The sequence below is a fragment of the Paenibacillus sp. NPDC056722 genome (assembly GCF_042790635.1).
Taxonomy (GTDB): Bacteria; Bacillota; Bacilli; order Paenibacillales; family Paenibacillaceae; genus Paenibacillus_AQ; species Paenibacillus_AQ agri.
Genome location: NZ_JBHTYV010000001.1, coordinates 286,974 through 310,603, shown reverse-complemented (window position 1 = coordinate 310,603; position 23,630 = coordinate 286,974). Strand labels below are relative to the sequence as shown.

17 protein-coding genes are annotated in these 23,630 nt (G+C 49.6%); all 17 read left to right on the top strand.

The genetic code is table 11. The features are described from left to right. Nucleotides 1-422 precede the first annotated feature (422 nt). A complete protein-coding gene (gene mutS, locus ACFRAM_RS01505; RefSeq protein ID WP_379464250.1) occupies nucleotides 423-3,236 on the top strand; it encodes a DNA mismatch repair protein MutS in 2,814 nt (937 codons plus the stop codon). 50 nt (nucleotides 3,237-3,286) lie between these two features. Continuing rightward, the gene (gene mutL, locus ACFRAM_RS01500; RefSeq protein WP_379464249.1) at nucleotides 3,287-5,398 is read left to right on the top strand and encodes a DNA mismatch repair endonuclease MutL; all 2,112 of its coding nucleotides are present in this window, start codon (nucleotides 3,287-3,289) and stop codon (nucleotides 5,396-5,398) included. 60 nt (nucleotides 5,399-5,458) lie between these two features. Continuing rightward, the gene (locus tag ACFRAM_RS01495) at nucleotides 5,459-6,238 is read left to right on the top strand and encodes a class I SAM-dependent methyltransferase (RefSeq protein WP_379464248.1); all 780 of its coding nucleotides are present in this window, start codon (nucleotides 5,459-5,461) and stop codon (nucleotides 6,236-6,238) included. Further along, entirely contained in the window at nucleotides 6,228-7,184 is a 957-nt protein-coding gene (gene miaA, locus ACFRAM_RS01490; protein WP_175373289.1) for a tRNA (adenosine(37)-N6)-dimethylallyltransferase MiaA, read from the top strand. Before ACFRAM_RS01495 ends, miaA begins: the two co-directional genes overlap by 11 nt. Nucleotides 7,185-7,373: 189 nt before the next feature. Then, the gene (locus ACFRAM_RS01485; RefSeq protein ID WP_379464247.1) at nucleotides 7,374-7,718 is read left to right on the top strand and encodes a hypothetical protein; all 345 of its coding nucleotides are present in this window, start codon (nucleotides 7,374-7,376) and stop codon (nucleotides 7,716-7,718) included. A gap of 74 nt (nucleotides 7,719-7,792) precedes the next feature. Continuing rightward, complete coding sequence (locus tag ACFRAM_RS01480) at nucleotides 7,793-9,523, top strand: ABC transporter ATP-binding protein (protein WP_379464246.1); 1,731 nt, start codon at nucleotides 7,793-7,795, stop codon at nucleotides 9,521-9,523. Next, complete coding sequence (locus tag ACFRAM_RS01475; protein ID WP_379464245.1) at nucleotides 9,523-11,367, top strand: ABC transporter ATP-binding protein; 1,845 nt, start codon at nucleotides 9,523-9,525, stop codon at nucleotides 11,365-11,367. The genes ACFRAM_RS01480 and ACFRAM_RS01475 overlap by 1 nt, the downstream gene beginning before the upstream one ends. 382 nt (nucleotides 11,368-11,749) lie before the next feature. Next, on the top strand, nucleotides 11,750-11,989 hold the full coding sequence (hfq, locus tag ACFRAM_RS01470) for an RNA chaperone Hfq (RefSeq protein ID WP_042128368.1): 240 nt from the start codon (nucleotides 11,750-11,752) through the stop codon (nucleotides 11,987-11,989). Between the two features lie 173 nt (nucleotides 11,990-12,162). Continuing rightward, on the top strand, nucleotides 12,163-14,739 hold the full coding sequence (locus ACFRAM_RS01465; RefSeq protein WP_379464244.1) for a transglycosylase domain-containing protein: 2,577 nt from the start codon (nucleotides 12,163-12,165) through the stop codon (nucleotides 14,737-14,739). Nucleotides 14,740-14,965: 226 nt separating this feature from the next. Then, nucleotides 14,966-16,210, top strand: a complete 1,245-nt coding sequence (locus ACFRAM_RS01460; RefSeq protein ID WP_379464243.1) for an MFS transporter — start codon at nucleotides 14,966-14,968, stop codon at nucleotides 16,208-16,210. 276 nt (nucleotides 16,211-16,486) lie between these two features. Then, on the top strand, nucleotides 16,487-17,041 hold the full coding sequence (locus ACFRAM_RS01455) for a ribonuclease FAU-1 family protein (RefSeq protein WP_175373284.1): 555 nt from the start codon (nucleotides 16,487-16,489) through the stop codon (nucleotides 17,039-17,041). 3 nt (nucleotides 17,042-17,044) lie between these two features. Continuing rightward, nucleotides 17,045-17,701: a YdcF family protein gene (locus ACFRAM_RS01450; protein ID WP_379464242.1), complete on the top strand. Its 657-nt coding sequence runs from the start codon at nucleotides 17,045-17,047 to the stop codon at nucleotides 17,699-17,701. Between the two features lie 93 nt (nucleotides 17,702-17,794). Then, nucleotides 17,795-18,760, top strand: coding sequence for an AAA family ATPase (locus ACFRAM_RS01445; RefSeq protein ID WP_379464241.1), 966 nt, complete (start codon nucleotides 17,795-17,797; stop codon nucleotides 18,758-18,760). A 53-nt stretch (nucleotides 18,761-18,813) separates the two neighbouring features. After that, on the top strand, nucleotides 18,814-20,103 hold the full coding sequence (hflX, locus tag ACFRAM_RS01440; protein WP_379464240.1) for a GTPase HflX: 1,290 nt from the start codon (nucleotides 18,814-18,816) through the stop codon (nucleotides 20,101-20,103). A gap of 92 nt (nucleotides 20,104-20,195) precedes the next feature. Beyond that, nucleotides 20,196-21,449: a methionine gamma-lyase family protein gene (locus ACFRAM_RS01435; protein ID WP_379464239.1), complete on the top strand. Its 1,254-nt coding sequence runs from the start codon at nucleotides 20,196-20,198 to the stop codon at nucleotides 21,447-21,449. An 84-nt stretch (nucleotides 21,450-21,533) separates the two neighbouring features. Beyond that, nucleotides 21,534-21,944, top strand: a complete 411-nt coding sequence (locus tag ACFRAM_RS01430) for a MerR family transcriptional regulator (RefSeq protein ID WP_066361713.1) — start codon at nucleotides 21,534-21,536, stop codon at nucleotides 21,942-21,944. Nucleotides 21,945-21,974: 30 nt separating this feature from the next. After that, the gene (glnA, locus tag ACFRAM_RS01425) at nucleotides 21,975-23,303 is read left to right on the top strand and encodes a type I glutamate--ammonia ligase (RefSeq protein ID WP_066361711.1); all 1,329 of its coding nucleotides are present in this window, start codon (nucleotides 21,975-21,977) and stop codon (nucleotides 23,301-23,303) included. The last annotated feature ends 327 nt before the right edge of the window (nucleotides 23,304-23,630 follow it).

Here is a 23,630-nt window from a genome sequence, read left to right as displayed (position 1 = left end):
CTCTACAAAAGCTGTGTTAAAATGATACCTTTGTATAAGTGGTATATTAGAATACTACTAAGTGAAATGTGGTCTGTCAAGATTCTTTCTCAGTGATTACTGACTATAAGGCATACCATTTAGTTTGACTTTACCTTGAACATTTAATCGATTAAGCAGTATTTGTATAGCTTGAACTAAAAATAATAAATTGTCTGAGTCTACAATCGAGCTAAGAGAGGTCTTGTTAGAAGGGGAAAATACCTTTAAATGCTTTAGTATGTTTTTTTAAATAAAGGCAATTTAGCGTTCAATATAGTAGTAAAGCGGACTAAATGGGATCTCTATAACAGCGGCTACCAGTACAACTTACCAGGGGTAACTTTGAGGGCAAACTTTCTGTTATAATAGAGGTTAGCATGAAAAAGGCTTGGAGGTAGACCATGGCAAAATATACGCCGATGATAGAGCAGTACTTACGTGTGAAAGAAGGAGCAAAGGATGCGTTCCTCTTTTTCCGACTGGGCGATTTCTATGAGATGTTCTTTGAGGATGCCGTGCTGGCATCGAAGGAACTGGAAATAACATTAACAGGACGCGAAGGTGGGGGCGACGAGAAGATTCCGATGTGCGGTGTCCCATACCATGCCGCTGAGGGTTACATACAGCGTTTGATCGAAAAAGGATACAAGGTCGCGATCTGCGAACAACTGGATGATCCTGCTGTAACGAAAGGGATGGTGCGCAGAGATATCGTGCGCGTCGTAACACCGGGAACGGTGATGGATGGCAAAATCATCTCCGACAAGAACAATAACTATTTGGTCTGTGTCACTGAGCTGGACGGGATGATGGCGCTGGCTGCCTGTGATTTGACCACAGGTGAGCTGTATGTAACTTCCGTACTCTCCGGCGCAGAGTGGTTGCGTGATGAGATTGGCATTTATGAACCCGCCGAGATTATCGGTGATACAGCACTGCTGGAGACCTTGCGGAGCGAAGCTTCGCTGCTGGCCAAACCTGTCGTATACACCCCATGGGATAAGCGGGATGAGGAATTGGCTCGTCGCCAGTTCGGCGAATCAGCATGGGTACGGCTGGAACGGGAGCGGGGCCATTGTCTTTCGCTGCTGATCTCCTACCTGAGTGAGACACAGCGGCGCTCCTTGGGGCAACTCAGTCAGATTTCGCCTTACGAACCCGGCAATTATATGATTCTTGATCCATTTACCCGCCGAAATCTGGAGCTGACCGAGACGGTGCGTGAGCGTTCCAAAAAAGGCTCGTTACTCTGGCTGCTTGACCGCACCGAGACATCGATGGGTGCGCGCCTGCTGCGCCGCCGCATTGATAAGCCGCTGCTTCAGCGGGTACCGATTGAACGTCGCCTGGAAGCCGTCGATTATCTGTATAACCAATTCATCGTTCGTGAAGATCTGCGTCAGGCATTGAAAGAAATCTATGATCTGGAGCGTCTGGTTGGCCGAATTGCCTTCGGGAGCGCCAATGGCCGGGATATGAATGCACTGAAGCTGTCGCTGGAGCAGATTCCGGCTCTGAAAGAATTGTGTGGGACGTCAGGCTCTGCGACCTTGCGGGAGATCGGGGCGGCGATGGACGATTGCGCAGAGCTGCGTGAAGACATTGCACGGGCAATCGTAGAAGACCCGCCCGTATCCGTGCGTGATGGGGGGATTATCCGCCAGGGGTACCATGAACGTCTGGACGAGCTGCGGGAAGCAAGCAGCAGTGGCAAGCAGTGGATTGCGGAGCTTGAGGCCAAAGAGCGTGTCGCTACCGGTATCAAATCACTCAAAATCGGCTACAACAAAATATTTGGCTATTTTATAGAGATCACCCGTGCCAATCTGGCTGCACTGCCGGAAGGGCGCTATGAGCGCAAACAGACACTGGCGAATGCAGAGCGCTTTGTTACTCCTGAGCTGAAAGAGAAAGAGGCGCTGATTCTGGAAGCCCAGGATAAGATGACCGATCTGGAATACAGCCTCTTCACAGAATTGCGTGACAGAATAGCGGCTCAGGTTCCGCGACTTCAGAATCTTGCTGAGAAGGTCGCTGAGATTGACGTATACCAGAGCCTTGCAGCTGTCAGCGCAGAACAGCGGTTCGTGAAGCCGAAGCTCTCCGACGGATATGATCTCCGGCTGGAAGGCGGACGACATCCGGTCGTGGAAGCGGTGCTGAAGGATGCAGCGTTTATCGCCAATGGAAGCAGCCTTACCAAAGCAGAGGGTAATATTCTGCTTATTACCGGACCGAATATGGCGGGGAAGAGTACCTATATGCGCCAGGTTGCCTTGATCTGCATTCTGGCCCAGATCGGTTGCTTTGTTCCCGCGTCTAGCGCTGAAGTGCCGCTGATTGACCGCATTTTCACCCGGATTGGAGCCGCGGATGACTTGATTGGCGGCCAGAGTACGTTCATGGTGGAGATGGCCGATATCCAGGTCATGACGGAAAAAGCCACCGCACGCAGTCTGATTATCATTGACGAGCTGGGCCGGGGTACCTCGACGAGCGAGGGCATGGCCATTGCTCAAGCCGTTATTGAATATGTGCACGACACCATCGCCTGTAAGGCGCTTGTCTCGACACACTTTCATGAGCTCGCTCACTTGGAGCAGAGTCTAACAGGCTTGCGAAACTATTCGATGGCGGTGCAGGAGAGTGGCGACAAGGTTAACTTCTTGCGCAAGCTTGTACCAGGAGCGGCGGATAGCAGCTACGGTATTTATTGTGCACGGTTAGCCGGACTGCCGGGGGGAATCATTGACCGGGCATATGGGCTGCTCCAGAGTATTGAGCAGGCAGCAGCACCAGGCGGACCGTCGCTCCATTACGGGGGCTCAGAGCCACGGCGTTCCAATACTGAGGGGCCTGATTCTGTTCAAGAATCTGTTGCCAGCATAACTGAAGCACCAACAGATCATGCGTTCACCAAGGCAGGTACGGCATATGTTGAATCTGCTGTATCGCTCGCAGCGCCTGAAGCTGCCGTAACGCTTGCAGCGCCTGAAGCCGAGCAGGAAGTGGTGCAGCTCTCTATCTTCGGTGAAGAGGAACCTCGTAAGTCCCGCAAAGGCGGGGCAGGAGCTTCTGTACCCGCCCAGGAACAATTTAACCCGGCGCTTAGAGACTTTATCGCAGCCGTTCAAGGGGCCGATCTCATGAACATGACGCCGCTGCAAGCTATGGGTCTGTTGAATGATCTGAAAATGAAAGCGAAGGATCTCTGATTAACATTTACAGCTTAACAATATAGATAGCCTATAGCGGGGTGAATAATATGGCGAAAATTCATGTGTTGGACGAGCATATTGCCAACCAGATCGCCGCGGGGGAAGTGGTTGAACGACCAGCCTCCGTGGTGAAGGAGCTTGTAGAGAATGCCATTGATGCGGGAAGCACCGTGATCGAGGTATCGGTGGAGGAAGGTGGACTTCAGAGCATCCGTGTCAAGGATAACGGATCAGGCATCGAGCCGGATGATTGCGAGACAGCGTTCTACCGGCATGCGACGAGCAAGATTGTGACCGGACGGGATCTGTTCCAGATTACAAGTCTGGGCTTCCGGGGTGAGGCGCTGCCCAGTATCGCGGCGGTATCCAAAGTGTCACTGCTCACAGCGAGCAAAGATGACGGTGTAGGCCGCAAGATTGAGATCGAGGGCGGCAATTTGCGGATCAATGAAGATTCTCCTTCCGGACAAGGGACAGATTTTGCTGTTCGGGAATTATTTTTCAATACCCCGGCCAGGTTGAAATACATGAAGAGCATTCAGACGGAACTCGGACATATCTCCGACACGATGTACCGGACGGCGCTTGCCCATCCCGGGATTTCCTTCACGCTTCACCACAATGGCAATCAATTGTTGCGCACGTTGGGCAATGGTGATCTGCTGCAGGTCATTGCTGCCATCTATGGGACGTCAGCAGCGAAAGCGATGCTGCCTGTGACTGCTGAAGATCCTGACTTCAAGATTAGCGGTTTTGTCAGCCGCCCGGAATGGACGCGATCTAACCGCAACGGAGTGACAACCATTGTTGGAGGACGCCATATCCGCAGCAATGGTCTGAATGCGGCCATTATGCGGGCTTATCATACGCTGCTGCCGATTAACCGTTACCCGCTGCTGGTGCTGAAATTCGATATGCATCCATCCCTGGTGGATGTCAACGTGCATCCGGCCAAGCTGGAGGTTCGTTTCAGTAAGGAGAATGAGCTGTACAAGTTCGTCGAAGAGGAGATCCGCAAGGTCCTTATGGGCCAAAGTCTGATACCTCGTCCTAGCAAAGAACCGATCGGCTCCAAGAATAGCGGTGCCTTTATTCAGGAGCAGTTCGCATTCGGTAGAGGGGCATCTCAACAGTCACCTTCAGGCGAAATTCCGGCAGCTCCCAATGTGCCGCCAGGTGCACAGCATCCGGTGAATCCAGGCGACGTAACCCGTCCGCAAGAGACGAATTCCGACCTGGCGGCAGCGGGTTCGAGCCCTTCTTATGAGGGCGTTAATTCTCCTGTGAAGCCGGAGTTGTTCCAGTCTCGGGAATCCACGGCCTCCTACGGGAGCGGCAATCCGTTGTCTTCTTCTCCACTCGGTGTAGGCACGTCTAATGATGGTTACCGTAATTCGCCTTCTGGAGCCAGTGGGAACTATTCCGGGAATCCCAGCCGACCATCGACAGGAGGCGCAGCCAGTAATAATTACAGTGGCGGATATCGTCCATCACCTGCTGCCCCGGTCAACAAAGGCCAATTCCCAGTGAGCGAAGAACTGTGGGCACCCGCAGCCAGCGAAGAATCGGGGCTGCCAGCTTTTCCAGAGCTGAATTATATTGGCCAGCATCATGGGACCTATATTATTGCCCAGAACGACAGTGGGCTGTACCTTATAGATCAGCACGCTGCACATGAACGGATTAATTATGAATATTATTACGAAAAGTTTGGCCGTCCAGAAGATGCGTCACAGGAACTGCTGCTACCCATAACACTGGAATTCACACCTTCAGAGAGCCGGCAGCTCAGCGAACGGCTTCACTGGTTTCAGCAAGCGGGCGTATACCTGGAGCATTTTGGCGGCCAGACCTTCTTAGTGCGCTCCCTGCCTTATTGGTTCCCGGAGGGGGATGAGAAGGCGGTCATTGAAGAGATGGCAGAATGGGTGCTGAGCGAACGGGCAATAGATCTGGCTAAGTTGCGTGAGAAATCGTCCATCTTGTGTTCCTGCAAAGCCTCTATTAAAGCAAATCAGAAGCTGACCGAACAGGAAGTAGAGACCCTGATCTCACGGCTAGCGGCGTGCCGCCAGCCATACACCTGTCCACATGGACGGCCGATTGTCATTTCTTTCTCTGCTTATGATCTGGAGAAGCTGTTCAAACGGGTAATGTGAAGTTTTGAAATAAGATTGATCTATAAAGGATTTATTGTATAGAGCCGAACAGGAGGCAAAATGATTATAACGACGGGCAATGACCCGATACCGGAAATTGTACAGCGGGCGGTTAGCCTTGCGGAACGTACAGGTTGTAACTATGTACCGCGCGATAACCTTTCCTTGCCCAAGCTAGTGAAGCGACATGGGGAGGAGGAGGTGCTGGTTGTACTGCAAGAGGCTGTCCGGCTGATACGTCCCGGAATGCCGCCAATGGAGTTCCATCCCAGCATGGGATATGTACGCGCTAAGAGGATTCTCAAAGGCGAAACTGATCCACTACTGTCTGCTGCGGAGATGATTCCCGGCGACAGCGTGTTGGATTGCACAGCAGGGCTGGGTACGGACTCCCTGCTCTTCTCGGTATATGGTGGAGAAACATCCGAGGTAACCGCACTGGAAAGCTCGCTCCCGCTGTATGCACTGCTGATTGAAGGGATGAGTCAATATACCACTGGGAAGGAACGGGTAAATGAGGCTTTTCGCCGTATCCAGGTCGTGAACAGTGACCATTTGGACTATTTGCGGGCCCAGCCGGACCGTAGTATAGATATAGTTTACTTCGATCCCATGTTCCGTGTTCCATTAACGGATTCGGCTTCTATTTCTCCGCTGCGCCAATATGCCAACGGAGAAGCGCTGTCGCTAGAGAGTGTGGCAGAAGCCAAGAGAGTGGCCCGAAAAACTGTGCTGCTAAAGGAAAAAGCGCTTAGCGGCGAATTTGAACGACTGGGCTTCACCGAGCTGCTGCGCGGCAGCTCCAAAACATCGTACGGGGTGATAAAGATTGGCAACTGAAGAAAGGCGTAAGGTTCTGGTGCTGCTGGGACCGACCGCTGTCGGCAAGACGAAACTGAGTCTTGCCATTGCTAAGGCTTACGGAGCTGAGATTATCTCCGGAGATTCTATGCAGGTCTATCGTGGCATGGACATCGGAACAGCTAAAATTTCACAAACAGAGATGGAGGGTATCCCTCATCATCTGATAGATATTCATGATCCTAAGGATGCCTATTCAACTGCGGAGTTTCAGGAGCAGGGTCGCAGGCTGATTGAAGAGATCAGCAGCCGGGGCAAGCTTCCATTTATAGTAGGGGGGACTGGGCTTTACATCGAATCCCTTTGTTACGGATTCCGCTTCTCGGAAGCGGTGGCGGATGAAGCCTTCCGCAAAGAGCAAGAGGATTATGCGGATGAGTACGGAGCGCTTGCTCTGCATGCGAGACTGGCGGCTGTAGACCCTGTTAGCGCGGAGCGTCTGCATCCTAATGACCGTCGGCGCATCATCCGTGCCCTGGAGGTCTTTCATCAGACGAATATAACACAATCGGACTCCCTTGCCGGGCAAAAGAAGGAATCACCCTATGATTTGTGTCTGGTCGGTCTGACTATGGATCGGAAAATTCTTTATAAACGGATCGAAGATCGAATTGACGCCATGCTCGCTGACGGGCTGATCTCCGAGGTCAAAGGACTATTGGACCAGGGCTACGATCGGAGTCTCGTATCGATGCAGGGACTGGGCTATAAAGAGATTGCTGCTTATCTTGCCGGTGAGCTGACCATGGATGAAGCCGTGACGCTCTTAAAACGGGATACACGCCGGTTCGCCAAAAGACAGATGTCATGGTTCCGGCACATGAAAGATATCCAGTGGATTGATGTTGATGCGGAGCCAAGCTTCGATGAGCAGATTGAGAAATTCAATGAGTTCATAGCAAATAGCTTCTCTAAAGGCCTATAAATATTTGTGTGATGCGATAGCATAGAAGATGCTCCTGAAGTGGATTTTCACTTTTCGGGAGCATTTTTTCGTCTAAGGGTGAGTGGTGAATGACAGTTTATATGTACTTGACAGTCGATATGAATCAGGTTTAGATTAATAACAGATACTTTTGTATACAAATGTATACAGAGTGAGGAGGGGTTTAAAATGCGCGAGGGAAGAGATCGATCGAAGGGGTCACGTGGTCACCGGGGATCTGGTGAACAGGGCTGCGAATCTGGCGACGGGCACAAGGAGCGTATTCAAAGTGCTCAGACCTTTCGCAGAGGGCGTGCAATTGCTTTTCTGGAAAGACTGGATATTAAGCGCTCCACGTTGATGCAACAGCTGAACCAGCCCGAATACGACGCCATTAAGCAGGTTTTGAGTGGTGAATTAAAAGCTACCGATGCTATTATGCAAGAATTTATCCATGCTTTTGAGCTGCGGGAAGTGATGTTGGAACAGGATGTGAAACGGGATAGAGAAGAAGTAAAGGATGAGAGTAACTAATAGGATGGATGGCCACAATTAGTTTTGTTTTCGTTTAACCCGCAGAACAAGAGTTTCAGAAATCAGGTGAAAAGATGTTAAAGCTAAAGAGTTTTATTAAGCCTTACTGGCTATGGTGCGTGCTGGCACCCCTTCTGATGGTTGTTGAAGTGTTTATGGATTTGCTTCAACCTACACTGATGGCAAGCATTGTGGACAAAGGCATAATGAAGAATGATTTGACGCATATTGTTTCGACGGGTCTGACCATGCTGGGCGTAGCCTTTATTGGTCTGATTGGTGGTGTGGGATGTACTATTTTTTCAAGTATCGCATCGCAAAATTTCGGTAACGATCTGCGGATTCGGCTGTTTGAACAAGTACAATCTTTTTCAAATCGAAATCTGGATAAGCTGAAGACCGGATCGCTGATTACCCGTCTGACGAACGATGTGGTGCAGCTACAGACGTTTGTTCAGATCATTCTGCGCTCGCTGGTCCGTTCACCACTGCTACTTATCGGTAGTTTGGTTATGGCGATTCGCATCAGTCCTTCATTGACACTTATCCTGCTTGTCTCGGTTCCGCTGTTGTTTGTACTGCTTTATGTACTGATCCGGTTTTCTTTCCCGTTGTTTAGCAAAATGCAGATCAAGCTCGATGGAGTCAACACGGTGCTGCAGGAAAATCTATCGGGGATCCGGGTCATTAAGGCCTTTGTTCGCGGTGAGCATGAGCAGAAGCGGTTCAACGAGGCGAATAAGGATTATACCGAGACGGCGATTAAGGTTACACGGCTGATGTCCCTCAATTTACCGCTCATGATGCTGGTGCTGAATGTCAGCATTGTTGCGGTTCTTTGGTTTGGGGGACTGGCAAACTGGAATCACGGATTGCCTATCGGCGATTTGATAGCTTTTATAAACTATGTGACCCAGCTTCTGATGTCGATGCTGATGCTGAGTAATATGCTCACATTCATCTCGCGGGCAAAAGTATCCGGGGATCGTGTAAGCGAAGTGCTCGCAACAACGAATGAAATCGCGAATTCGCATGACAGCCTAACAAATGCTGTTCATGTCGGTCAGGTTGAGTTTAACAAGGTCTCATTTGCTTATGATTCAAATGATGAGAATCTTGTGCTGGAGGATATTTCATTTACGGCTAAACCTGGTGAAACGGTCGCAATCCTTGGGGGCACCGGTGCGGGCAAGTCGACACTAGTTAGCCTCATGTCGCGGATCTATGAGGTGTCGTCAGGTTCTATTACAATCGACGGCTCAGACATTCGAAGAATTGACCTGAAGCATCTGCGCAAAAACATCGGATTTGTCATGCAGCAAACGATTTTGTTCAGTGGAACTATCCGCGATAATATCCGCTATGGCCGGCCTGATGCTACGGATGAGGAAGTTAAGCAGGCGGCCATTGCTGCGGAAGCAGATGGATTTATTATGGGACTTCCTGAAGGCTACGATACTGTACTGGGTCAACGTGGGATTAATCTATCCGGTGGACAGCAGCAGCGTCTATCTATTGCGCGGGCACTGCTGATTAAGCCTACCATTTTAATTATGGATGACAGCACCAGTGCGCTTGATGCGGTAACTGAGTCTCGAATTCGTAAGCGGCTCAGTCAGCAGATGGGGAGCAGCACGAACATTCTGATTACGCAACGCGTGTCGTCTGTCGTTGATGCTGATCGAATTCTGATTTTGGAAAATGGTGTAATCGCTGCTCAGGGTACACATGAAGAACTTCTGCGAACCTCAGAAGTTTACCAGGAGATCCGGCAATCGCAGTTGAAGAAAGAGGAGGCATCGTAATGTCCAGTCCCCATAATCGTACATCGGCACAGGTATCCGGCCCTCCGGGCGCCTTCGGCAGAGGTCATGGAGGAGGCGGGCCTGCCGTGCCTATCGTTCGTGCTAAGAACCGGAGTGCCACCATTAGACGCATCTGGGCTTATTTAAACCGTCAACGCGGCGGATTGATCGTGGTGTACATTTTCACTGTGCTGAATGCAGTGTTGTCGTTGGTTGCACCGTTCCTGCTGGGCAAGGCGATAGACGTCGCCGTTATTCCACGTGAATATAATTTGCTGGTTCGCTTTAGCATTCTCCTGCTGGGGATTTACGGGCTGTCCAGTCTGGTTGCCTGGGTGCAGGCCTATGTTATGACGGCAGTGTCGCAAAATACAGTGCTTGAACTCCGGCGTGATTTATTCGCCAAGTACCAGGAATTATCGGTACAATTTTTTGATACACATGCTCGCGGAGAGCTGATGAGCAGGGCAACCAACGATATCGAGAATGTATCGAATACGCTAAATCAGAGTGTGACTCAGCTTCTGAACAGTCTCATTACGTTGAGTGGATCGTTGGTCATTATGCTCACCCTGAATGTTCCGCTTACGGTCGTGGCACTGTTAACAATTCCTCTTGTTCTCGTAAGCAGCCGCAAAATCGCCGGATTGAGCCGAATCTATTTTAAGGATCAGCAGCGGCATTTGGGCGAGCTTAACGGGTTTATTGAGGAGACGATCAGTGGACAAAAGGTCGTTAAACAATATGTTAGAGAAGGTATTGAGACAGAGCGGTTTCGCGGAATCAGTCATAAGCTGAACAAAGTCGGTATCAAAGCACAGATTGTATCTGGACTTGTAGGGCCGGTTATGAACCTTATTAATAATCTGGGCTTTGCAATCATTGCGGGTACCGGTGGCTGGATGGCTTACCATGGGCTGGCCACGGTCGGGATTATCGTAAGCTTCCTGAATTATTCCAAGCAATTCGGGCGTCCGATCTCAGAACTGGCCAACCAGTACAATCTGATCCAGTCTGCCATTGCGGGGGCGGAGCGTGTGTTTGAGGTGTTAGATTTACCGTCGGAATCCGAATCAGCAGAAGTGAAAGAGACGGAATGTCCGATCTTGACCGGGAAAGTTGACTTCCGTGACGTATCCTTCAGTTACAAGGCAGATTCGCCAATTTTGAACGGGGTGACCTTTCAAGCCATGCCCGGCGAAAAAGTGGCCATTGTCGGGCCGACTGGATCGGGTAAGACGACGATCGTTAACCTGCTTACCCGGTTTTACGAGAGGACGGACGGTTCTATTACCATTGATGGCTTTGACATTCGGAAGCTGAACAAGCGTGGGCTTCGCAGCCAGATCGGGATGGTTCTGCAAGACGCTCATGTATTCTCAGGGACGATACGCGAGAACATTCGTTTTGGACGCCTTGAGGCCACTGACAAAGAGGTTGAGGAAGCCGCAAGACTGGCCAATGCCGCCGATTTTATCGCAAGGCTTCCGCATGGCTATGATACAATGCTGGAGACGGAAGGCAGCAATTTGAGCCATGGACAACGCCAATTGCTGACGATTGCACGCGCTATTCTCGCTGATCCGGCTATCTTGATTTTGGATGAAGCTACAAGTAGCGTTGATACCCGTACGGAGATGCAGATTCAGCAAGCCATGAAGACTCTCATGCAGGGACGCACCAGCTTTGTCATTGCGCACAGACTGAGTACAATTCAGGATGCGGACCGTATCCTGGTTATCCAGAGCGGCCGGATTGTCGAACAAGGTCCCCATGAGCAGCTGCTTAAGCTTCATGGTGTCTATCATGAATTGTATGTTAGCCAGTTTGAGCGGGCAGTGTAGTCGGATTTATTTAAGCGGGATCGGTTTCCATGTGAATTGAAGAAGGAGAATAGGAAGGCGAGGTCGAAATCAATACTTTGTGAGGAACTTGGGTCAGCTGTCGTCCGACAATTGGACCAAGGATTACAATAGGCTTATAATGTATGAGTACAACACATTAAGGGGGAGCCATCTTTTAAGAGATTAAGTACTGTAATTGAATTTATCCGCTTTAATCCAGAAGTGATGAATATATCCTTGACCGATAAAATAAGCCCCTGTTTTACCCCGTGCATCCTCCATTGATGAAGGGGGATGATCCGTGATATAATAGCAGGAAAGTTTCTCTCAGGTCTCGAATATACTTCTAAACAATCTAATTGAACCATTGGGGGTACGTCATATGAACAAGTCCATTAACATCCAAGATACGTTCTTGAACCAACTACGCAAAGAGAATATCCCTGCTACAGTATATTTGACCAACGGTTTTCAAATCCGGGGCATCATTAAAGCATTCGACAATTTCACCATTGTCATTGACAGCGATGGCCGTCAGCAAATGGTGTACAAGCATGCCATTTCTACCTTCACACCGCAACGCAGCGTGTCCTTGATGCAGGATAACAGCAACGAGGAATAACGAGCGAGCGTGTGCTTGATTAATCTGCCTGGCAGATTTTAAACAACAGAAGTGAAACCTTTTTGTGTATACAGCGTTGAATAAAGAGTGAGAAGGAGCAACCTGAGAAGGTTGTTCTTTTCATTCAGGAAGGCATTCACGATTTTTTTCCTTAAAGGGAGTCAGGAGGCACCATGTCTAAAGATGAAATGTCAAGGACGAATCGGAATAGAGACAGAACGCCGACGTCATCCAAACCGAAGACAAATGCAAAGAAGAAAAAGTTTCTTACCAAAAAACGTGTATTATGGAGTTTGTTTTTTGCAACAGCACTAGCTATTTTTTGTGCGTTGGGTGGTTACCTCTTCATTATGCTGAACGGAGAGAAGCTGCTGCAGGAGAACGAAGACAAGCTGACCGTAAACCCAACAACCAAAATCTATGACCGAAATGCGAACATTATTGGCGAACTGGCCTTTGAGAAAAGTGATCCGGTGGAGTATGACAAGATTCCGAAGCTGCTGATTGATGCGTTTGTAGCTACCGAGGACAGACGATTCTTCGAGCATAGCGGGGTGGATCTATGGTCCATCGGCCGTGCCGCAGTCAAGGATATTGCCGCACGGAGCATGGTGGAGGGCGGTAGTACGATTACGCAGCAGCTCGCCAAGAACATCTTTTTAACACGGGATAAGACCTTTTTCCGAAAAGCAACAGAGGTCTCCATCGCTGTCGCACTAGAGAATCAGAAGACGAAGGAAGATATTATTACACTCTATCTGAACCGGATTAACTTCGGTGGTACAGTGTATGGTATCAAGGCTGCTTCGATCCGTTATTTCGGCCAAAGTGATCTTAGTCAGCTGAAAATCTGGCAGATGGCAACCTTGGCGGCTATGCCTAAAGGTCCTTCCCGATATAATCCGCTCCGCAATCCGGATTTGTCCAAGGAACGTCGTGCGGTTGTGCTGCAGCTCATGTATGAGCAGGGGTATATTACCGAACAAGAGCGGGACGAAGCCAAAGTAGTGGACTACAACTACAAGCCGCCGGAAACGAAGCAACGCTATCAGGCTTTCATTGACTATGTAGTGGATGAAGCAGAAGATAAATATGGACTGACTGAGGATGATCTGAATATCGGCGGATATAAGATCTACACTACTATGGATAAGCACGCGCAAGAAACGGTAGAGGATGCCTTTGCCGACAGCTCTAACTTTGAGAAAAGTGTGGATGAAGATCTAGTGCAAGGCTCGATGACCATCATCAACCAGGAGAACGGAAGTATTGTTGCTCTGCTTGGTGGCCGGAACTATGAGAAAAAAGGCTATAGCCGGGTAACCGCAAGCCGTCGTTCACCAGGTTCAGCCTTCAAGCCGCTGGTCTCATACGCGCCGGCATTGGAGACTGGCAAATTCAACGAGAATTCCTTGCTCAGCAATGTGAAGCAGTGTTTCGGCAAATACTGTCCGAACAATCTGCATGGATATTCCAACACGATCAACATGAGCGATGCCTTGCAGAAGTCGGAGAATATTCCGGCGGTATGGCTGCTGAATGAAATCGGGGTGAATACAGGCTTCCAATTCGCCAAGAAAATGGGGATTGACCTCACCGATGAAGACAAGAACCTTTCACTGGCACTTGGGGGCATGAGCAAGGGTACTAATACGCTGGAGATGGCGCAAGCATACAGCGCTTTTGCCAACGGTGGTGAAATCCGCGATGCTTACTCAATCAAGTCGATTACAGATAGCAGTGGAGAAACCAAATTCAAGGCCAATACGACACCTACGCGGGTCATGAAAGAAAGTACCGCCTACCAGATGACCGATATGATGCAGAAGGTTGTTGAAAGCGGAACGGGTAAAAAGGCCAGAATTGACCGTCCGGTAGCCGGCAAGACCGGTACGACCCAAAGCGGATACCCTGGTATCAGCTCAAACCGTGATGTCTGGTTCGTCGGTTATACTCCGGAATGGACGGCAGCCGTCTGGATGGGGTATGACAAACCAAGCAAGAAGCATCTGCTCAAGAACAGCAGTCCGCTGGCAGCAGCATTCTGGGGTAAAGTCATGAAAGAAGCGCTGCGAGATGTGCCGAAGAAGACGTTCCCGCGGCCGGATAATATCGTTAACCTGGAGCCTACACCGACTCCGGAAACTATACAGGCGGTTACCGGCCTTTCCGCCCAGTATGATCCTTCTACGTTGACGGTGAATCTCAGCTGGAATGCCGTATCTACTGCGGGTGTAGAGTATCGTATTTACCGCAAGGAGACCTCGGAGGCGAACTTCAGTTCCGTACTGAGCACAACAACTGCAGGGGTAGGAGACATCAGCGCGATGCCAGGTCTGACCTATGAATATTATGTAACGGCGTATTATCCTGAGCTGGGTACAGAAGGTCCGGCATCGAGTACGGTCTCCGTCTATGTGGAGGATGAAGAACCGACTCCAGAACCTACGATCACACCTGATCCTAATGTTCCTGTCGAAACGCCGGGTAACGGTGGAGATGACCAAGGAGGAAATAATGGAGGTGGAGATCAGGGCGGTGATAACGGTAATGGTGGAAATAACAGTGGAACGGTTGTTCCGCCTGAGAGTACACTGCCGCCAATTCCGACGCCTCCGCCTATAACGACACCACCGCCAGCGGCTACAACTGAACCTGGCAATCCGGCTAATGCTGGTGTCGACACAGGTGCCCCGACCAATACCGACCATGAAGCGGGTACGGGGACGGATGGCTTAACTGCGCCTTAAGAGGCTGGTTCTTGTGGGCAACTGAATAGAAGTCCCAGAACCCTGGTTGTGCCGTGCTCCCTCATTAGGAGGGGGTGTACGCACTGCCGGGGTTCTTTTTTTGCCAGAAGGAATGCAATTGTGAATGAAAAATGCTACAATGGAACAATCTTTTTCATTTTTGATCGGAGGCAGACCGTTGTAAATTCTCATTCCTTTTCCTGAATACAACTGAATATAGGGAAGGATGAGTCCATTGCTTACACAATCATTTCATAGACTCTGGCTTAGTCAGGCTCTATCTACTTTAGGAGACATCTGGTATATTTTGGCGCTAGTCGTCACGCTTTATCATCTTTCTGGTTCGGCTACCATAACGGCTTTGTATCCACTGCTCAGAGTTGCCGGTATGACAGTTGGTAGCGTAGCAGCTCCTGTTATTATGCGTAAACTGCGATTGAACCGCCTACTTACCTCTAGTCTTGGCGGGCAAACACTTGGCTTGGGCTTACTCACCATATACATGCTGTTAATGGGTAATGAGAATCCCAATATTGCTGTATTGGTCGGGATGGTGTTCGGGATATCTATTCTGGAGGGTGTAGCAGGTCCTGTCAGGTCGTCGCTTATTGCGCTAACCGTACCTGAAACTTCGTTGCTTAAAGCGAACAGCGTACTCGCGGGTGTTGTAGAGACTTGTTCTCTGGCAGGTTGGGCGTTCGGATCCATCACGGTTAGTTGGCTCGGTGCCAGCCAAGTGTTGCTCCTGTCAACACTGCTATTAGGGGGTGCTTGCATATCATCCGCGATGATCAAAGAAGTCAGAATCAACATGGACCAAGCACCAGTAGTTTCTTGGGGACAATCACTTCAAGAGGGATGGCGGATTTATTTTACGTTACCCAAGTTACGTGTCTTGTTATGGATGGATTTTTGGGAAGGCTTATTTAGAGGGGCATTTGCTGGAGCGCTATTGCTCGTATTTGTAAATGAACGGCTACATGTAGGCGAAGTATGGTGGGGATGGATGAACGGCGCTAATTTAGGTGGATTCGTCCTCATAAGCATTTTGATGAGTCGTTTGACGGACGAAAAGTGGAATCTTGGTGTTATGCTGACTGTAGGCAGCGGCTTCGTTGCTGCGCTAACACTAGGCTTCAGTTTCTCTACTAGCCCAGTGGTGACGCTCGGCATCATGTTCGCCATAGGGGCTTTCCAGGCTATAAAGAATTTGGCGGAGCGAACTTCTTACCAGACTAGTGTCCCCACTTCAGAGCTCCCGCCGTTATTTTCCGCTCAATCGTCACTTACCTCAATTCTATATGGTGTTTCTTTATTGTTATCTGGCTGGATAGCGGATACCCTGGGGATTCAAATGCTGTATATCATTGCTTCGGTTGGGTTCGCCCTTTCCTTCGTTGGTTCGCTTGCGGGTCGGGTAAATGCGAAACAAGCAAATAGATATAATGGTACAGAAGAAACAGTAAAATAATGATTCATGATGTCCAGATTAATAAGTTACACAGAAATGCCAAGTGTCAGCTTAAAATGCAGTGTTGTATGAAAGGTTATCCAGAATTTCTGGATAGCCTTTTTTTATATCGAAAACGGATAAACATTAAATAACAAAAATGATTAATTAACCAATAACAGTACTTAACATACATCAGTTATGGATATAACAGGAATACTGTTCACTTGTCTTCCTTTGAGTGTATCTCCTAAATGTGGTAAGCTGAAGACACCATAATGGAGAGGGTTATTTCTTATGAAACGTAAATTCGGAGACCGGGCCAACTGGCGCCGGATTACGCGCCGCCATTTTGCTTGCCGCTATGTGGAGAGCCGGGAGTTCAGTGGTTATATTACGCTGTACACTATTTATGGGCTGAAAGAACCACTGTGGAAAAGCTATGGCCGGCATACATACCGTATTGCTGACAAAGGGTATTCCTGGCTGCAATATTTCCCCAAGGATAGCCATTATATCGTCACGGCTATGTTCGATGAGCGGCAAAATATCGTTCAATGGTACATCGATACCTGTAAAGTGCAGGGTGTCACCGATCAGGGTGTGCCCTGGTTCGATGATCTGTACCTGGATGTTGTGGTGCTCTGGAACGGGGAAGTGTTCTTGCTGGATGAAGATGAGCTGGAGGAAGCGCTGGAACGAGGGGACATTTCGGACAGTGATTATAACCAGGCCTGGACCACAGCGAATACGATTTTACGAAGTATAGACGCGCATGCTTTTCCTTATTTCTCCCTCTCCCTGAAGCATCGCGCGGAATTATTTCATCACGGAGAGTTCAGGAGGAAATGACAAATGGATTGGTACGTCTACGGAAAAGGCTCATCCCCGATCCGGGTAGTATCTAAAAGACGGCGGTTCCGTTTTAAGGGACCGTTCTTGATTGGACTGGCTATCTTGATCGTACTGGGGCTGCTATGGAGTGGTTTTGCACTATGGAATATTAACCGCGCCAAGTCGACGGTCCCCATGCATAAAGCAGATGTGGGGATCGTTCTTGGAATGTCCATGTGGGGTGATGAGCCGAGCCCAGGCTTGAAGGAGCGCCTCGATTACGGGCTCAAGCTTTACCATAACGGGATGTTCCCCCGTTTTATTGTATCTGGAGGACTAGACCGGCCGGAGTACAAGTACACCGAAGCTGAGGGAATGCGTAATTATTTGGTTGGTGCAGGCGTCCCGGAAGGCGATATTCTGATTGAAAATGCAGCGACCAGTACGTATGAGAATCTACTGTTTAGCCGCGAGATTATGAAAAAAGAAGGTTTCACTACTTCTATCATCATTACGCATACCTATCATGGGTCACGAGCTAGGGAAATAGCAGATGCTCTTGGTTACGACAAACCGGAGCTAGGACTGACAGAATCCCGCGTGATGTCCATGCCCTGGAACAAATCGCGTGAGGTACTGGCCTATACCAAATGGAAGATTCAGCAGTTGTTTCTTTGAATAAAGGGAAAATCCCGAAACTGCTAATATCACCCCGTCAGCAGGAATAGACTTGTTTAGAGCAAGTCAGCCCTGGATAATGAGGTGAAACCGATGAACGGACGCGTAGCGGCGGCAAGCGGGCGGGAGGAAGGCAGACCGTCCCGGCAAATTAACATCGTCTTGCGCAATCAGGAGCCTGTTGCCATGGGCAGCACGGCAGAGGAGCCGGAGGCGGCACCCGCGAAAATTCACAGCCATAACAGCCTGTTCCAGGAATTAAGCCGTGAACTGGACGGACTGGTTGGACTGGATAACATTAAGGAACTGGTATTTGAAATTTACGCGCTGCTTCAGATCGCCCAGATGCGCACCGAGGCAGGTCTTGCCAGCAGCGGGCAGGCCTATCATATGGTGTTTAAGGGCAACCCTGGTACTGGTAAGACAACTGTCGCACGTATTGTGGCAAAACTCTTTCAGCGGATGGGTGTGCTGAGCAAGGGGCATCTGATTGAAGTAGAAAGAGCCGATCTGGTGGGCGAATATATCGGGCATACTGCGCAAAAGACGAGGGACCTGGTCAAGAAGGCGCTCGGCGGCATTCTTTTTATCGATGAAGCCTATAGTCTTGCCCGTGGTGGAGACAAGGATTTTGGTAAGGAAGCGATCGACACACTTGTAAAATCGATGGAGGATCACCGCAGTCAGTTTATTCTCATCTTGGCCGGATACTCCGGCGAGATCGATTATTTTCTGATGAGCAATCCGGGACTCCCTTCCCGGTTCCCGATTCAGGTTGAGTTTCCCGACTATACCATCGATCAGTTGCTTGAGATCGCGGGGCTGATGGCCAAAGAACGCGATTATATTTTGATGCCGCAGGCGATACTCAAACTAAAGCAGCATTTGCTGCTGGAGAAGACCGAAAGTCTTCATGCGTTCAGTAATGCAAGATATGTGCGTAATGCAATTGAGAAAGCAGTCCGCAGCCAGGCAGTAAGGCTCTTGTACCAGTATGAGAACAATAGTCCCGGCAAGCAGGAGCTAATGACACTGCGAACAGAGGACTTCAAGCTGTAGAGCCTGAGTGGGCGGACAGGAATACCGAAACGGGCATAAGGAGTAAAGTATACATGGCAATCGCAACACATAATACAACAACGGAAGTACAAGACCGGGCGATTCTGGTCAGCCTCGTTACGGACAAAATCAAGCGCACTGGTGTTGACCCTGAGTTATCCCTGCAGGAACTGGTTCAATTAGCGGAGACCGCCGGGGTCGAGGTGCTGGATGTGCTTCGTCAAAACAAGGAAACCCCCGACCCCAGATGGTTCATCGGCAAAGGTAAGGTGGAGGAGCTGCGCATGGCGGCAGACGGCTTAGGGGCCAACACTGCTATCTTCGATCAGGAGCTGTCAGGCGCTCAGGTCCGCAATCTGGAGGAAGCGCTGGACCTCAAGATTATCGACCGGACCCAGTTGATTCTGGATATTTTTGCTGGACGGGCGAAGACACGAGAGGGAATTATCCAGGTAGAGCTTGCCCAGTTATCGTACTTGTTGCCTCGTCTGTCCGGGCATGGTAAGAACCTGTCCAGACTGGGCGGCGGTATCGGGACGAGAGGGCCAGGGGAAAGCAAGCTGGAGACCGACCGTCGTCATATCCGTGACCGGATTACCGAACTGAAACGCCAACTGGATGAGGTTGTTAAGACACGCGAGCTGCACCGCGAACGCCGCCGGAAGAGTGGAGCCGTGCAGGTGGCTTTGGTGGGATATACGAACGCCGGGAAGTCCACACTGCTAAAACAGCTCACGGACGCGGATGTTTATATCGAGAACCAATTGTTCGCCACACTTGATCCTACCTCCAGGGTTCTTCAGCTTCCTGGCGGCAAGGAAGTCGTGCTTACCGACACGGTTGGTTTTATCCAGAACCTGCCCCATGATCTCGTTGCTTCTTTCCGGGCGACACTGGAAGAAGTGAACGAAGCTAATCTGGTGCTGCATGTGGTTGACGCGTCTTCGCCGATGCGGGAGGAGCAGATGGATGTTGTGCAGAGTATTTTGCAAGATCTCGGCGCAGCGGGCAAACCGCAAATTGTACTGTTTAACAAATCCGATATCTGTGAACCGGGTCAGCTCGAAATGCTGCCGTCGGGAGACGGGTACTTGAAGATCAGTGCGTTCAATTCTGAGGATTTGGCCCACATCACACAGGTGATTGCCGATGAACTGGCTGGAGATACGGTGACCTTCCGTATTCCTGGTGAACGGGGAGATCTGACCTCCGTGTTGTACAGGGTCGGTGAGGTGCTGGAACAGGGTTTTGATGAGAATGATATTCTGTACACCGTTCGTCTGAATAAAGAAGATTATGCAAAATGGGGCTACATGCTGGCTGATTTTGTGGACCCGCAGTAAAATGAATATAAGTATTGCTCAGGAAAGCGTCAGGCAACTGTCGCTTCCTGTTATTTTAATGGCAAGTAAATGTAAGGAGAGAGCAGAGAAACATGGCAGCATTTGCAGAGGATATTTTACAGGCGGCAGAAGCCGCAGAGCTTGAAATCGAAAGTGCAGTAAAGAACCTGGAACGAATTGTGGACAAGAATCAATGGAAGATCATTGAGGCGTTTCAGCGTCATCAAGTTAGTGACTACCATTTTGCCGCTTCTACTGGCTATGCTTATAATGACCGGGGCCGTGAGGTGCTGGATCTTGTGTATGCCGATGTATTCGGTGCGGAGGCGGCGCTAGTTCGGCCTCATTTTGCTTCCGGTACGCATACCATTTCCACGGCTCTATTTGGCGTGCTGCGACCGGGGGATGAGCTACTCTATATCACAGGCACTCCGTATGATACTTTACACAAGGTCATTGGCAAAACCGGCGACGGAACAGGTTCACTTGCAGACTTTGGCATTGGTTACGGTGAAGTTGCATTGACACCAGAGGGCGGGGTAGACTGGGATGAGGTGGCACTGTCCATTAATGACAATACCAAGGCCATCGGCATTCAGCGTTCACGCGGGTATGACTGGCGCTCATCCTTCACGGTGTCTCAGATCGGTGAGATGGTGCGGAAGGTGAAGGAGCTGAAGCCGGATGTAATTGTCTTTGTGGACAATTGCTATGGTGAATTTACGGAGGAACTGGAGCCGACGCAGGTTGGTGCAGATCTTATTGCTGGTTCACTCATTAAAAATCCTGGAGGCGGCATTGCCGAGACTGGCGGCTATATTTGTGGACGCAGAGAGCTCGTTGAATTAGCCGCGTACCGGCTGACTGCACCAGGCATCGGCGGTGAGGTGGGGGCGATGCTAGGAACCACCCGCGGCCTGTATCAAGGCCTGTTCCTGGCCCCGCATACGGTGGGACAAGCGGTTAAAGGCAGTATTTTCGCAGCTTCCGTGTTTGCCCGCTGCGGCTTCGAGACAAAACCAGCGTGGAATGAACCCCGTACGGACCTTATTCAGGCTGTGGCTTTTGACGGACCTGATCATCTGATTGCCTTTGTTCAAGGGATTCAGCGCGCTGCGGCTGTTGACAGCCATGTGGTTCCTGAACCATGGGACATGCCAGGTTATGAACATCCTGTCATTATGGCGGCAGGTACGTTCATTCAAGGCGGCAGTCTGGAATTATCGGCCGATGCGCCGATCCGTGCACCATATATTGGCTATATGCAAGGCGGTTTGACCTATTCCCACGTGAAATATGGCGTGCTGATGGCTTTACAGAGTATGAAAGATCGTAAATTGTTGTAAGTTTATCTAACATACTATTGACGCGCTGGATTAGGGAATGTACAATGATAAATAGAAAAAGATCATTGGAAGGTTGGATGAGTCATGGGTGATGAAATCCGCAGAAATATGGCATTATTTCCTATAGGGATTGTAATGAAGCTAACCGATTTGTCGGCAAGGCAGATTCGCTATTATGAGCAGCACAGCCTGATTGTACCAGCGCGTACTTCCGGCAACCAGCGTTTGTTCTCTTTTAACGATGTAGAACGTCTACTGGAGATTAAGGCTTTGATTGAGAAGGGCGTTAATATCGCCGGGATTAAGCAGGTTATGAATCCTGTCTCCAAGGAATCCGAAGAGGCGACTGTCATTACTCCTGATACAGAGGTAAAACGCAGAGAGTTGTCCGATTCCCAGCTTCACCGCTTATTGAAGCAAGAGCTCGTTTCCGGAAAAAGACCGGGACAAGTATCTCTCATTCAAGGTGAGTTATCCCGGTTTTTCAATAAATAATATAAAGATACGTGAAAGGGAGAGGTTATTGTGAGCTTTACTAAAGAAGATATTCTGCGTATTTCCAAAGAAGAAAATGTTCGTTTCATTCGTCTTCAGTTCACCGATTTGCTGGGTACTATCAAAAACGTTGAGATTCCTGTAAGCCAATTGGAAAAAGCGCTCGACAATAAAATGATGTTCGATGGTTCTTCCATTGAAGGTTATGTACGTATCGAAGAGTCTGACATGTATCTGTATCCTGACCTTAGCACTTGGGTAATTTTCCCTTGGGTAACTGACAGCCGTGTAGCACGTCTGATCTGTGATGTCTACATGCCGGATGGTACTCCGTTTGCAGGTGACCCGCGTGGCATCCTCAAGCGCTGTCTACAGGAAGCGGAAGAACTCGGCTTCACTTCCATGAACGTTGGTCCAGAACCGGAATTCTTCCTGTTCAAGACAGATGAGAAGGGTAATCCGACCATGGAACTTAACGACCACGGCGGATACTTCGACTTGGCACCTATGGACCTTGGCGAAAACTGCCGTCGCGAAATCGTCTTGACCCTGGAAGAAATGGGCTTTGAGATCGAAGCTTCCCACCATGAAGTGGCTTCCGGCCAGCATGAGATTGACTTCAAATATGCAGACGCCATCAAAGCGGCTGACCAAATTCAAACTTTCAAGCTTGTTGTGAAGACTGTTGCCCGTCAACATGGTCTGCACGCAACCTTTATGCCGAAACCGCTGTTCGGAATGAACGGTTCCGGTATGCACGCTCACCAATCGTTGTTCAAAGGCAACGAGAACATGTTCTATGACGAGAGCGACACGCTGGGTCTCAGCAAAACCGCACGTTATTACATGGCGGGCATCCTGAAGCACGCACGTGCTTTTGCCGCAATCACCAACCCGACTGTGAACTCTTACAAGCGTCTGGTTCCTGGCTATGAAGCCCCTTGTTACGTGGCATGGTCTGCAAGTAACCGCAGTCCGATGATCCGTATCCCGGCTTCAAGAGGTCTCAGCACACGCGTAGAGGTTCGTAACCCGGACCCTGCTGCTAACCCTTACCTTGCACTTGCTGTAATGTTGAAGGCAGGCCTTGATGGCATCAAGCGTCAGCTTGAGCTTCCAGCTCCAATCGACCGTAACATCTATGTGATGTCCGAAGAAGAGCGTATCGAAGAAGGCATTCCTAGCTTGCCATCCGACTTGAAAGAAGCACTAAGCGAACTCATTCGCAGCCAAGTGATCACCGAAGCACTCGGCGAGCACGCACTGGCTCACTTCTACGAGCTTAAAGAAATCGAGTGGGATATCTATCGTACGCAAGTGCACCAATGGGAAAGAGATCAATACATGACTCTTTACTAGAATGAAGCAGCCCCTGACGCGTGAGCGTTGGGGGTTTTTTTGTTTGTGGGAGGATATGTTTTTCTTGTGGTGGGAATGTGGATGCCCACAAAATGCCCACATATTATTTTTTTTTTCGAGGACGTTTTGGGAGCGGGTTTCGAATCTGCTCATATTGTCTTCTTCTATCTTCTTCGAAATGTGAGCATAAATATCTGACGTTATTTGAACGCTACCATGCCCTAATCTCCTTGAATATTTTTCATGTCTGCTCCAGCCTCTATTTGCAGGACAACGTGAGTATGCTTTGGAGAATGAACCGGCATTGCAGGTAATCTAATTCTTCTG